This is a genomic window from Mucilaginibacter sp. (genome assembly GCF_028288105.1).
Taxonomy (GTDB): Bacteria; Bacteroidota; Bacteroidia; order Sphingobacteriales; family Sphingobacteriaceae; genus Mucilaginibacter.
In genome coordinates this window covers 1-13340 of record NZ_JAQBOI010000167.1, presented here as the reverse complement: position 1 = coordinate 13340, position 13340 = coordinate 1, and the positions used below count along the sequence as shown (strand labels likewise).

Genomic DNA, 13340 nt, shown 5'->3' with positions numbered 1-13340 from the left:
ACCTCTAAAGTTAAAGAGGTTTACTATGCGATCGTTTTTTATTCTTGTTATTCTATTAATTACCACCTTAAATATTAAGGCCCAAATGGCAGATGCCGGTAAGGGTAAAATAAATGGTAAGGTTACCGATGCTGTTAGTAAACAGCCGGTTGACTATGCCACCGTATCTATATTTAAACAAGGCAGCACAAGCCCGTTCAATGGAATGAGCACCGACCCTAAAGGGAATTTTTCTTTAAATAATATTGCCGCCGGCGATTATAGATTAACCATTGACTTTTTAGGCTACAAACGCCATACAATAGAGCATGTAATTATTACCGGTGGCGATAACGTGGCTTTAGGCAATATTTTGTTAGAGCCTGTTCAAAATCAATTAAAAGGGGTAGACATTGTTGCCAAAGCGCCGATCATTGAAAACCGCATCGATAAAATGGTTTACAATGCTGCTAATGATTTAACCGCGCAAAGCGGGGCGGCTATTGATGTATTAAAGAAAGTACCACAGGTTACTGTAGATATTGATGGTAATGTGGAGCTGCAGGGCAATTCCAATATCCGTTTCCTTATAAACGGTAAACCAAGCAGCATTTTTGGCGCAAGCCTGGCCGATGCTTTACAGGCTATACCCGGCAGCCAAATAAAAAGTATTGAAGTAATAACCAGCCCGGGTGCCAAGTATGACGCGGCAGGTACGGGTGGCATTATCAATATTATATTAAAAGACAGCAAGGTACAGGGTATAAACGGCAGCGTTAATCTTACCGCGGGCACCAGGCAGGAAAACGGCTCGCTCAACTTAAATGCCCGTAAAGGCAACTTTGGGGTGAACGCCTTTTTTAGCGGCAATGCCATGCTTAATTCAACGGTGCTAACTACTAATGATCGTACATCAACCAATACCGCCGGCGATGTAACCCACCTGTTTCAGAAAGGCAGCAGCGACTCTAAAAGAAGCGGCTATCAATCGGGGATAAACTTTAACTGGAGCATTACGCCTAAAGATGAATTAACCGCTTCTGTTGGTTTTGATCATTTTGGTAACCATAACAACGGCTTAACTAATCAACAGCAAACCATAACCGATGGAGCCGGCAATATACTTTCAGATATTTTGAGCCTGCGTAATTCTGATAGTAAATTCAGTGCTTACTCAACCGATTTGAGCCTGGATTATAAAAAGACATTTAAAAAAGAGGGCCAGGAACTTGAAGTATTGGTTACCACCAGCAACAGCAAAAACACATCAAACTATTTTCAGCAGCAAGATTATTTAAACAACGATGCCATAACTACCGGTATTAGGGGCAATAACCCGGGTAACGATAGGGAAACCAATATATCTGTAGATTATACGCACCCGGTAACCAAAACCTTTACTATTGAAGGTGGTGCAAAAGCGGTATTAGAAAATTTAAAGAACGTTACCAAAACAGATAGCTTGCTGGCCGATGGTTCTTATATTAATAATGCCGATCAAAGCTACGCGTTCAATTACAAACGTAACATCTACGCTGTTTACCTGTCAACTTCGGCATCGTTATTTAAAAACTTTTTAGATGTTAAACTTGGGCTGCGTAATGAGTATACTACTACCAGTACCGATTATGGCGGTGTGGTAATTCCGGGTTACAACACCCTTGCCCCGTCGGCAGTTATATCACATAAAATTAGTCCTACGCAAAGCGTTAGGTTAAGCTACTCCTACCGTATCGAGCGGCCGGATTATGGCGAGATAAACCCTTTCTATAATATTAGCGACCCTAACAACATTAGCACAGGTAACCCTAATTTAAAGCCCGAAAAAAGCAACAGTTTTGAGTTAGGCTACAATCAATCGTTTAATAGCGGCGCCAATTTTTATATAGGTAGTTTTTACCGCCGTAACAACGATGATATCCAGCAGTTTACAACGCCTTATGATGTTTTAACCGTTAACGGTAAAGAATATACAAACGTACTGCTTAGCCAGCGCGCCAATTTGGGTACGCAAACAAGTATTGGTGGTAATATTTTCGCATCGGTACCTGTAACAAGCAAGCTTAACCTGCGTAGTAACATCTTTTTAGTGAGCCGAAACAATAATGCTCCGGGTATTAACAATATAACGGCATTTCAGTATCGTTTTAATTTGAATGCCAGCTACCAGTTCCCGTCTAATTTTATGGCTGAGGCTTTTGGTAATTACAATTCTTCATCGCGTACCTTACAGGGTACACGCCCCAAATTTTTCTGGTACAATATTGCTGTACGCAAGCAGTTTTGGGATAAAAAAGCCAGCATTGGTTTAGTGGCAAGTAACCCCTTTAGCAAGTACATTGACCAATACGCAACCACATCGGGCCCTACGTTTAATCAATCAAGCTTAAGGCAACTGCCGTTCCGCTCGTTTGGTATAACACTTAGCTATAAATTTGGCAAACTGGAGTTCTCGAAGGATAAAGATAAAGAAGGGCGCGACGAGGGCAATCAGGGAATGCCAACCGAGCCGGCAGGCAAGTAATTTTAAAAACAATTTGCCGTTAAATAGTGTTAATATAATGGTATTAAGCATTATCATTATGAATGCTGCTGGCAAACATTATAAATTCATAAACAGTAAGACTGGTTATGTAATTTTCTATTCATCATTAAAAAAAGATCTAAGCCCCGATGAGGTGAAGGCCGAGCTGGATAAAATAAAAGCACAGGTTGCAACTAAAAATTGCATTTACCAGGGAACCGTTTATTGGGAAGAAATAAAGGACGAGTAGGTAAAATAATCCTAATCTACTTTATGTGCGGGAAATAGTGCAGACAGCTGGTTATTCGGGGGATTAATACCTTGAATAATATTCAAGATATTACTAATCCCGCCGCATGGGTTTGCCATATACTTTCGTTTGTAGTACTTTTTAAGCTACATCATAGCGTTGCCTTTGGCCGGGCTTCACACTCATACGCCTGCGGGCCTTAGCCACGGCTGTCACACTGAGCCAGTCGAAGTGCCGGTATCCGTTCCAATCCCTAACGCGGAATATTTTTCATAACTATCAGCGGCCATTTTTCGTTTGTACTATTCCTCTGAATATCAGTATATTTATATACCATTTATAAGCGGGTTACACCTCCGTTTTTTATCGTTATAAATATCTCACATTATGAAAAAGCTTTTTTTAATGTTGTTTGCAACGGGCTGCTTTAATGCCGCGTTGCATGCCCAGGTTGTGCCTGTAAAAAACGAGGGTACTATAAAAAATGTAGTAAACCGGCTGCAAACACTATCAACAGACAGGGTTATAGAAAAAGCATACTTACATTTCGATAAACCTTATTATAACCCCGGCGATACCATCTATTTTAAAGCCTATGTAACCGCAGGCGAGGGCCACGAGCTGTCGAAAATTAGCGGTGTGCTGCATGTAGATCTGGTAAGCAAGAATGATTCCATTATGGAATCGCTGATTTTGCAGCTTAAAAACGGGCTGGCCTGGGGCGATTTTGCCTTGCCTAACTATTTGTCGAAGGGCAATTATAGGGTAAGGGCGTACACACAGTGGATGCAAAACGAGGGGAATGCTTATTTCTTTAATAAAACAATAGCGGTTAACGGTAAAAGTATAGCACAGGTATCGCCGGCAAAGGCCACCGATAATAAAACCGATGTGCAGTTTTTTCCTGAAGGCGGTACCTTTGTAACAGCAGTACCGGGCAGGATAGCTTTTAAAGCAGTGGGTAGTAATGGCATGGGTGTCTATATAAAAGGCATTGTAGTTGATAATAATAATGTAGCCGTTGCTAAATTCACCTCGACACACCTGGGCATGGGGCAAGTATATATTACGCCCGAGGATGGCAAAACCTATAAAGCTAAAATAACCTATCCGGATGGATCAGCTAATACTATAGACTTGCCAAAACCCGAGGCAAAAGGCATGTCGCTATCCGTTAACAACAGCGACCTGAATAAGCTATCGATAGATATTAACGCCAATAAACCTTATTATTTAGAAAATAAGAACAAAGAAATATCGGTGGTTATCTATTCGGCCGGTGTGGTGAAAACCGTGAAAACGGTATTAGACAACCAGGTAATAGGGTTCGATCTGCCAAAGAAGGACCTTAAATCGGGCATCACCCAAATCACCTTGTTTTCGGAAAGCGGGGTACCATTAAGCGAACGCCTGGTATTTATACAAAATGCAGATGATCTTGTCTTTACTGTAAACAGTGATAAAATAACGTATGCCAGCCAGGATAAAGCACATATCACACTTAACGCCAAACTGTCGGAGAATAAGGCATCGGTAGGGAATTTCTCGGTATCGGTTATTGATGAAAGCAAAGTGCCCGCAAATGAGGATAAAGAAAGCTCTATATTTTCAGACCTGCTGCTTACATCAGACCTGCGCGGATATGTTGAACAGCCCGGCTATTATTTTAACAATGTAAACACCGATACGCGCAACAACCTGGATATTTTAATGCTCACCCAGGGTTACCGCCGCTTTCAATGGAAAGAACTTTTAAATGAGACGCCTGCCCCAATGGCTTACAAGCCTGAATTTGGTATGCCGATAAAAGGCACCATGATAACCAAGGCAGGCACCCCGGCACCAAATGAAAAGGTTACCCTTATGCTGCCGGCAACCGGGCAAAGTACGACGGTAACAACCGATGCTGCCGGTAAGTTCAGTTTCACCAACATGGAATATGCAAGTGGGACGCAGTTTTTGTTGAATATCGAAAATAAATCGCTCCGGAATAAAGCAAAAATTCTGTTAGATAAAACCAACACAGCATTACCGCTAAGCCCGAATAATTTGTCGGAGGGAAAAGTGAATGAAAAGCTGCCTGAGTATATCGGTGCAATTGTTGACCAGCCTGGTGCCGATAAGCCAAGGGCTTTGAAACCTGTTTACATAAAAGAGAAGCTGAATTATAAAACCGCAAGCCTTGCCGGTGCCGGCAATGCCGATCAGATCATATTTAATAAACAGTTTAAAAATCACCCCACGCTTTCGCAGGGCTTAACCGGCATAGCCCGTAACATTCAGTTTACCAATGGCAAAGCCTATTTAATAACAAGTGCTGCAATATCGGGCGGCGCAACAGTATTAGAGCCTATGATGGTAGTTGTTGATGGGGCAATTACTTCGGGGGATATTGATAATATAAACCCCGGCGATGTAGAGTCGGTTGAGATTTTAAAGGGAGCTAATGCCGCCATCTATGGCCTGGGGGCCGGTGCGGGTGTTATTGTTATCAATACAAAACAGGGTGGCAGTACGGGCGAAATAAGCAAAGAAATGTCGCCCGGGATACTGTCCATAACCCCACAAGGGTTTTACCGGGCGCGTGAGTTTTATTCGCCGGTTTACGAGGCAACAAAAAAAGGCTCTGCAGAAGGCCGCACAACAATATTTTGGAAACCCAACCTAATAACCAATGATGCAGGCAATGCCATGTTTAATTATTTTAACGATGGCCCCGGCAAGTACCGTATAGTAATTGAGGGTATTGATAATGCCGGGAATATTGGCAGGGCGGTTTATAAGTATAATGTGCAGTAAGTTATTATTGGCTATTTACTTATTAGGTATACTTTGGCCAGTACCTTATGGCGGGTGGCATTGTTTATAAAAGCGGGTAAAATGTTTTCCTGCGGATAATCGGTAAAGGTTTTAACGATCTCAAAATCGGCATGGGTATTTGTAAGATAATCCAGCGTGGGCTGACTTACAAAAAAGATGGCCTTGCCTGTTGGCTTAAATGCGTTAAAATCTTCGGGAAATATAAAATCAACGGGTTTGTTGCTATAAAACTGGAATATATTGTTTGCCATCCTCAGCGAGTAAATATGGGCATCGTCAAATTCGGGCCGATTAACATATTTGCCCGCACTTACCTGGCCGTTATACGACGCGATAGTTGGGAAAAGAACGGTGTTCAAATAAAAATTGGCAAATAACACCGCGCAGCAGGTAAGCATAAAAACCCGATAGGCATGTGCCTTTACTTTTATAATGATGAGCGCGGCCATCAACCCAAACAATAAACAATCAATAACAAACGGTAGGTTAGATACAGGTTTAAGATAAATGTGTATCACAATAATAATTACCGGTAGTAACACCGCAAATATCAGGAGCACTATCTTTCTGTAATATTCACCGGCACGGCTTAGTTGTTTAAAGCAATAGGGTGCAGTTATTATGGCAAACAGCGGGAACAATATATTGGTATAAAAAGGCAGCTGAAAACGCGAAAGCGAGAACAATACTAACAAAAGCAAGCCACCACTTAAGGTGTAGTATTCCGGGAGTTTAACTTTTTGCCAGATGTTTTTCAGGCTTTTATAAACAGCGTAATAAAACAGCAGGCACCATGGTAAAAAAGCCCAGAGCATGGTATGTATAAAAAAGAATGGGTCGCCGGATGCTTTTTGTTTAATAGGGCCATTGTTTACAAAACGGCCAAACTGGCTGTCCCACAAAAACCAACGTATACCGCTCACATTATGCCTGTCGAAAACGATTTTCTCCGGGTGCAGATCAAACTGTATGTACAGCGCATAAAACTCGGGCAGGGTAAAAACAAAAGTAAGCAGGTACAATAACAGCCACTTGCCATAAAATATTTGCAAAAACTTTTTCTGATAAATAAGCTGGCCCAGTAGGCTGCCGTAAATTGCCACTATCACAAATACGCCCTTGGTCATGATAGCGCAGGCTGTAAGCAGGGCGGCTAACAGCAAATGCTTAAATACCGGCTTATCGTTATACCGGGCAATGTGGTAAATGCTGCCAATTAGCAGGGCCATTAAATAAGGCTCGGCCCTAACATCAAGGTTAGATAGCAAGATGTGCTGGGCTGTCATAAATATCAAAACAGCAGTTAAGGCAATTTCTTTGGCGTAAAACCTGCGGGCAAACAAGTAAGTATAAAGCGCAGTCAACAAAAAGAATAGCAGGGCAGGTAAGCGGTATGCCCAAACGCTAACGCCAAACAATTTAAAGCTTACCATAGCCGCCCAAAAGGGGAAGTGTGGTTTATCCAGCCAGTCGCGGTTGTAGGTAAATAGCTGTAGCATATCGTGCTTGTACAGCATATTTTTAGAGATAGACGCGTAAAGCCCCGGGTCGTCGGTAAAAAAATCGGTAGTAATACCAACAAAACTAACTAACAGTGCCAGTATAAATAGTAACAGGTAAAAAGGCTTGTAATTATTGGTCATCCCGACACAAATATAAGTTTAATGGGAACGAAAACTTATGAGGTAATTTCACAAAAAAACCCCCGCCTTTCGGCAGGGGCCAAAAACTCACAACAATTGTTTAACCTTTCGGTCAATTCCTAACTGCAATGTGAATTATACATATATAACGTACTGATTGCGTGAAAGTTTTATTGCCTTCAACTCATTAAGCAAATTTTTCAAATGTTTTAGGTTAATTCATTTATCTTTATTGCAGATAAACCACAAGTAATACTATCATGAAAAAAACTATTCAATTAAAAGCGGCTGTGCTGTTTGCATTCGCTATGCTGTTTTCTGTTATTACATTCGCGCAAGATAAGCCTGTTGCAAGTCCGCGCGATAGCGTAAGCGGCAAAGTTAACGGTGCTACAATAAGCATTAATTATGGCAGCCCATCGGTAAAAGGCCGTAAAGTATATGGCGGACTGGTGCCTTTAGATTCGGTTTGGCGTGCCGGTGCAAACGAGGCTACCGTGTTTACTACCAGCAAAGATATTACCGTACAGGGTAAGAAACTGCCCGCAGGTACCTATGGGTTTTTTGTTATACCAACTGCAACCACCTGGACCGTTATTTTTAATAAAGTAGCCAAACAATGGGGTGCTTACAAGTACGATAAAACAAAGGATGCATTGCGTGTAACCGTTAAGCCTGTAAAATCTGCAATGAACGAGCGTTTGGTTTATAAAATAAACGCAAAAGGTTTCTCATTAAACTGGGATAAACTTTCGGTGCCGGTAGCTGTAAAATAATTTCGGCTGCTATTTGTAAAAATTATATAAAAACCCTGGCTATGCCGGGGTTTTTTGTTGGGCTATATTAAAATAAAGAACAATATTTGCCGGTATTTTAACATTATATTTACCACCATACATGCAAAAACAGCAAGGTAAGGCTTTTATAAAAAGAGGGTTAATTATACTCGCCCTTATATTGGCTGTTAACCTGTTAATGGTATTCTCTGACCATCCCCAGGCGGTTGAAAAGTATTACTCCGAAGGGCTTTACCTGTTCATTTGCCACGTACTTCATCCTGTTTTTAACATCTTCCCGTTCAGCTTTGGCGATGTAATATACCTTGTAGTAATAGGCTATATCATATATGCACTGGTAAGGCTTATTGCATTATGTTTTAAGAGGAGATTTATGCAGGCAGGCATTTTTACAGCCGGCATTGTAATTAGTGTAATGGCGGGCGTATTAATATTTTACCTGTTTTGGGGGCTAAATTATTTTCGCCCGTCGGCAGGGGAGCGGTTAAACTTGCGCGATAGCTCTTTCACTACCGCCCAACTGCAAAAGGTTACTGCCATACTTATTGATAGTGCAAACGCCAGCAGGGCCAGGGTAACAGCGCAGGATCTAAAGCAGGGCAACGATTCTATATACAAAACGGCTATCAGGGCGGTGCTTAAACTCTCGGACACATCAAAAGAATATCAAACCTACAGCCCCGAAATAAAACCATCGTTACTTACCCCCTTGCTTAACTACATTGGCACATCTGGTTATTACAACCCCTTTACCAGCGAAGCGCAAATCAATTACCAGATGCCGGTATTTAACCGCCCTTTTGTAGCCTGCCATGAAATGTCGCACCAGATGGGTTACGGTGCCGAGGATGAAGCGAATTTTGTAGGTTTTATGGCCGCCACAGGTTCGCGAGATAGGTTGTTACGCTACTCGGCCTATAACCTGGCGGTTAACGAGTTTATGCATACTGTACGTTACACCGATACAGTGCTGTTTAAACAACTAAAAACACGGATCTCCCCGGCAGTTTTGGCCGATTTTAAAACCGAACGCCTTTATTGGCTCTCGTACCAAAATAAAATAAACACCATTACAAGCATATTTTACGATAACTTTTTGAAGGTGAACAATCAACCCGAAGGATTGGAAACCTATAACCGCATGGTATTGCTGGTGATGGCCATGTACAGGAAGCAGATCTGAGAAGAAGCTATTAATTAGTTTTCGCGTTAGGGATGCATAATCCCTCAGACTATCATGCCGAATTTATTTGGGCACCTCTCATGCTATTCTCGACATGCGGGGAGGCTTGTCCTGTGGGATCCCGAAACAAATTCGGGATGACCAGTTGTTTATTCGCGTTAGGGATTGGAATGGATACCGGCCTGTGATTAATGCCTGTGCAGTATGAGTGTAAAGCCCGACCGAAGGGAACGCCATTAACATTAATGATGAAGATGAGATAGATACCAAATCCCTGGTGAATCAGGGGCTCCTCTAAAAAAAGAATTTGACAAAAAAATGCGTTCCGTATCTCACCCCGGAACGCACACAACATCATTCAAATAATGTTGATCAACTAAACCTCAGATAACATGTTTTATTACCTAAGTTCTTTATAGCAATCCGTTGCGGTTTGCTCAATAATCCTTTAATGTATTCTTTATGTGTAAGTTACACAGCAATAAGTGTTCCTAAACTTTTTAAAGCTTAATTAAGCGGCAAAGATACATGCTGAATAGCTGTCTTTAAAACATATTATGTTATAAGTCGCTTCAAACACATAAATGTTACAGAAATATGTTTGTTTATTTTTTAACTTATACGCATCATTTTACCAGAGTGCTACAGCGCAGATCGTATTATTAGGGTGAGCTATCGTTAAAAACAGTAAGGCAGTCTGAACTATATTATAGACAGTTTTTGTTAAGCCGCTTTTAATAAGAGTTTTAGTGATTTATTGGTGTAATGAAAATGGCTTTTAGCAAATCGTTTTAAATTGAGAAGAATTTTAATTTAAATTACAAACGTTAACTTATCGTTTTGAAAAAATTATACACCCTGTTTTTACTTTATATGTTGGGCGCTAATGTTAATACGCAGGCGCAAAAATTTTCAACTACCGAAATTACCCGGTATAAACAGCAGGCTAAGGCAGTTACTATTATACGTGATAATTACGGCGTGCCGCATATTTACGGCAAAACAGACGCGGTAGTAGTTTTTGGCTTAATGTACACCCAGTGCGAAGATAATTTTAAAGGTATTGAACGTAATTATCTTTATCAGTTGGGCAGGCAAAGCGAAGCTGATGGTGAAAGCCGCCTGTTTGAAGATGTACAACTACAGCTTATAGCCGATAGTGCCGATGCTATAAAAGATTATAACCAAAGCCCGCCGTATTTTAAAAAGCTGATGGATGCCTTTGCCGATGGTATAAATTATTATCTATATAAACACCCCGAGGTAAAGCCACTTGTATTTACGAAGTTTAAGCCCTGGTATGCTTTGATGTTTACTGATGGCAGTGTAGCTGCTACTGAAACAGGAGGGGTTTCGCCACGTGAAACCCAAGCGTTTTACAGTGCCGATAATAAAACAGGATCTGTTTACGAATCAAAGCCGCTTATTAAGGACGATGCGGAAAGGGAAATAGGATCTAACGGGTTTGCCATTGCGCCCTCGCGCTCTGCATCGGGCCACGCGCTGCTTTACATTAATCCACATGTCCCGTTTTATTTCAGAAGCGAGGTGGGGTTGAACAGCGAGGAAGGGTTACAGGCGTATGGCGCGGTTACCTGGGGGCAGTTTTTCATTTACCAGGGTTTTAACAGCCATTGCGGATGGATGCATACCAGCAGCTATGCCGATGTGGGCGACCTGTATGCCGAAAAAATGACCGAAAAGGATGGCAAATGGTTTTATGAGTATGATGGGAAACTTAAACCCGTAATTATCCGGCAGCTTAAATTAAATGTAAAACAGGGGGGCAAATATAGTCCCCATAGTATAACAGCTTATTATACCCATCATGGCCCGGTAATAGCAAGCAGGGATGGGAAATGGCTGGCGCTGAAACATAATAACCGTTCCTATAATGCCCTGCTGGAATCGTGGCTTATTACCAAAGCAAACAACATGGCCCAATATAAAAAAGCGATGGGTTTACTGGCCAATACCAGCAACAATACCGTTTATGCCGATGATAAGGGCAACATTGCTTTTTGGTATGGTAATTTTATGCCCAAACGCGATCCAAAATTTAACTGGAACCTCCCGGTTGATGGTACCACACCCGCTACCGAATGGAAAGGCCTGCACGGGGTAGATGAAGTAGTACACGTATATAACCCAGTTACCGGTTACATACAAAATTGCAATTCCACGCCGTTTACATCATCAGGTGCCGCCAGTCCCGATAAAACTAAATACCCGGCCTACATGGCGCCCGATGGTGAAAATTACAGGGGCATAAATGCCATAAACTTATTGAGCAATGCAAAGGGTATTACCTTAGATGGCCTGATAGCGAAAGGGTATGACAAGTACCTGGCTGCGTTTGACGATCTGCTGCCTTCCTTATTTGCTGCTTATAACGGTGCACCGGATAGCACTAAGGCAAAACTCGCAGAGCCCATAGCTTTATTAAAACAATGGGACAGGCGTACAGCTGCATCATCTGTAGCTACCACTATAGCGGTAGACTGGGGTACATTAATGTTTAGGGCTATTACTGCTGCAAAACCCGGCGAAGGCAGTTACCAGGTAAAAAGGGCTAAGGAAATGCTGCAAACCTTGCCGGCAAACCAGCAGCTGGAATTTCTTAACACGGCATTGCAAAACCTGCAGAAAAAATTTGGCACCTGGAAAATGGTCTGGGGTGATATAAACCGGTACCAGCGCCCGGCGGATGGGCTAACCTTTAGCGATGAACAACCAAGTTTGCCGGTTGGTTCAACTTCGTCGCTTTTTGGGCAGTTGCCATCTTACGTGAGCCGAACTATGGAAACCAACAAGCGTTACGGATACTCTGGTAATAGCTTTATCGCTGCAATTGAATTTGGGCCAAGGGTAAAAGCAAAAACCATTATAACAGGCGGCCAATCGTTTAACGCGGCATCTAAACATTTTACAGACCAGGCACAGGGGTACATTACCGGCGAATTTAAAAATGTGCTTTTTTATAAGGGGGATGTGCTGAAGCATGCCGAAAAAACGTATCAGCCGTAGGCAATAGTGAGCGATTAAATATTATATTCGCTTTACCAAAGTAAATGAAAAAGTACTGTTTAGTAGTATTACTGTTTTGCCTTTGCCTAAAAACCTACGGGCAAAGTATTTCTTTTTTTGACCTCACCAATCTTACCAACCTTAGCGATGGGCAGGCGCATACCTATTTAACCCTGGGGAATGTTTTTAAGCATCAGTATGTACAAGAGATAGACGGGAAAAAGATAGAACATTTCCGTTCGATATCTAATAAAGTTAAGGAGCAAAGCATAACAATAGGCGAAAATGCCAAACTATCTAACGGTACAATTTTACGCACTGTAACATACAATACTACCGACCCTCAGCATATTGTTAATTTAATTGCCCAGGCCCGCAGGTCAAAACTTATTATGAAGTTTCAGGGGCAGGATGCCTACAACAACATCTACAAGTTTGATAACGAATTTTACTTTATTACCATGCTGATAAGCACCACCGAAAATAAAGGCCAGGTAGTGGTTACACAAAAAGAGTTTGTGGAGTATTAATTGTGATCAATTATCAGGATTTGTTTCTTCCCAGATATTTAATCTTAAAACTTCTAATTTTTCAGAAAAAGAATATGCCTTTTCCTTCAATCTATTCTTAAAATCCACATCGGGATCAGTTTTGTCCTGCTGTGATTTAATAAATTGATAAATGTTATTCATTTCTATCATTAACAAATCAATTTGCTCTTTTTCGTCTTTATAAAATTGTTTCTTTCTGTTGCCCCATCTTTTATCAAAGTATACAACCTCTTTTCCAAGCACTTGGACATCAGCTTCATGCAGGGTGCTGAATATTATAATGTCCTGAACCTTACGGTAAAAGAAATTTAAATTATCTAACGTTTGGAACCTCGATTTCCGGAAGCTTTTACTACGCTGCAAAAGGAAATCAATTATACGGACGCTTATCCAAACGCCTGCAATTTCAACAGCAAGGTTGCTCCATAAATTTTGTAAATGTTCTGAGGCGTAGTTCCCCCAAACTAAGTAAGTAATTGTTAAGGTCAGGGATAAGAATACCCCCAGAAAATCTATCCAAAACCAAAAACGGAGCCATAAAAGAAATCTTTTTTTCATTAGATAGA

Annotated in this window: 9 protein-coding genes; 7 read left to right on the top strand and 2 right to left on the bottom strand. The window is 41.4% G+C overall.

All coding sequences use genetic code 11. From position 1 onward, the window contains the following. Nucleotides 1-25: 25 nt before the first annotated feature. From JWQ85_RS11605 to JWQ85_RS11595, 3 genes are all read left to right on the top strand, one after another. The gene (locus JWQ85_RS11605) at nt 26-2503 is read left to right on the top strand and encodes an outer membrane beta-barrel family protein (RefSeq protein ID WP_299468069.1); all 2478 of its coding nucleotides are present in this window, start codon (nt 26-28) and stop codon (nt 2501-2503) included. 58 nt (nt 2504-2561) lie between these two features. Then, complete coding sequence (locus JWQ85_RS11600) at nt 2562-2753, top strand: hypothetical protein (protein WP_299468067.1); 192 nt, start codon at nt 2562-2564, stop codon at nt 2751-2753. 387 nt (nt 2754-3140) lie between these two features. Then, complete coding sequence (locus tag JWQ85_RS11595; protein ID WP_299468065.1) at nt 3141-5552, top strand: MG2 domain-containing protein; 2412 nt, start codon at nt 3141-3143, stop codon at nt 5550-5552. A gap of 11 nt (nt 5553-5563) precedes the next feature. Here the strand turns inward: JWQ85_RS11595 and JWQ85_RS11590 are convergent, their stop codons facing one another. Further along, nucleotides 5564-7216: a glycosyltransferase family 39 protein gene (locus JWQ85_RS11590; protein ID WP_299468063.1), complete on the bottom strand. Its 1653-nt coding sequence runs from the start codon at nt 7214-7216 to the stop codon at nt 5564-5566. 260 nt (nt 7217-7476) lie between these two features. On the opposite strand from JWQ85_RS11590, the gene JWQ85_RS11585 reads away from it, so the two are divergent. From JWQ85_RS11585 to JWQ85_RS11570, 4 genes are all read left to right on the top strand, one after another. Further along, on the top strand, nt 7477-7992 hold the full coding sequence (locus tag JWQ85_RS11585) for a DUF2911 domain-containing protein (RefSeq protein WP_299468061.1): 516 nt from the start codon (nt 7477-7479) through the stop codon (nt 7990-7992). A gap of 121 nt (nt 7993-8113) precedes the next feature. Then, the gene (locus JWQ85_RS11580; protein ID WP_299468059.1) at nt 8114-9196 is read left to right on the top strand and encodes a DUF3810 domain-containing protein; all 1083 of its coding nucleotides are present in this window, start codon (nt 8114-8116) and stop codon (nt 9194-9196) included. 840 nt (nt 9197-10036) lie between these two features. Next, a complete protein-coding gene (locus JWQ85_RS11575; protein WP_299468057.1) occupies nt 10037-12223 on the top strand; it encodes a penicillin acylase family protein in 2187 nt (728 codons plus the stop codon). A 44-nt stretch (nt 12224-12267) separates the two neighbouring features. After that, nucleotides 12268-12753 (top strand): hypothetical protein, encoded by a 486-nt coding sequence (locus tag JWQ85_RS11570; RefSeq protein WP_299468055.1) that lies wholly within the window; start codon nt 12268-12270, stop codon nt 12751-12753. Between the two features lie 6 nt (nt 12754-12759). Here the strand turns inward: JWQ85_RS11570 and JWQ85_RS11565 are convergent. Then, the coding region (locus JWQ85_RS11565; RefSeq protein ID WP_299468053.1) for a hypothetical protein at nt 12760-13340 on the bottom strand (581 nt) is incomplete at its 5' end.

Bases quoted from the DNA above. Each gene is read 5' to 3' on its own strand.
- JWQ85_RS11605 (WP_299468069.1), top strand. From the start codon at position 26: ATGCGATCGTTTTTTATTCTTGTTATTCTATTAATTACCACCTTAAAT.
- JWQ85_RS11600 (WP_299468067.1), top strand. From the start codon at position 2,562: ATGAATGCTGCTGGCAAACATTATAAATTCATAAACAGTAAGACTGGT.
- JWQ85_RS11595 (WP_299468065.1), top strand. From the start codon at position 3,141: ATGAAAAAGCTTTTTTTAATGTTGTTTGCAACGGGCTGCTTTAATGCC.
- JWQ85_RS11590 (WP_299468063.1), bottom strand. From the start codon at position 7,216: ATGACCAATAATTACAAGCCTTTTTACCTGTTACTATTTATACTGGCA.
- JWQ85_RS11585 (WP_299468061.1), top strand. From the start codon at position 7,477: ATGAAAAAAACTATTCAATTAAAAGCGGCTGTGCTGTTTGCATTCGCT.
- JWQ85_RS11580 (WP_299468059.1), top strand. From the start codon at position 8,114: ATGCAAAAACAGCAAGGTAAGGCTTTTATAAAAAGAGGGTTAATTATA.
- JWQ85_RS11570 (WP_299468055.1), top strand. From the start codon at position 12,268: ATGAAAAAGTACTGTTTAGTAGTATTACTGTTTTGCCTTTGCCTAAAA.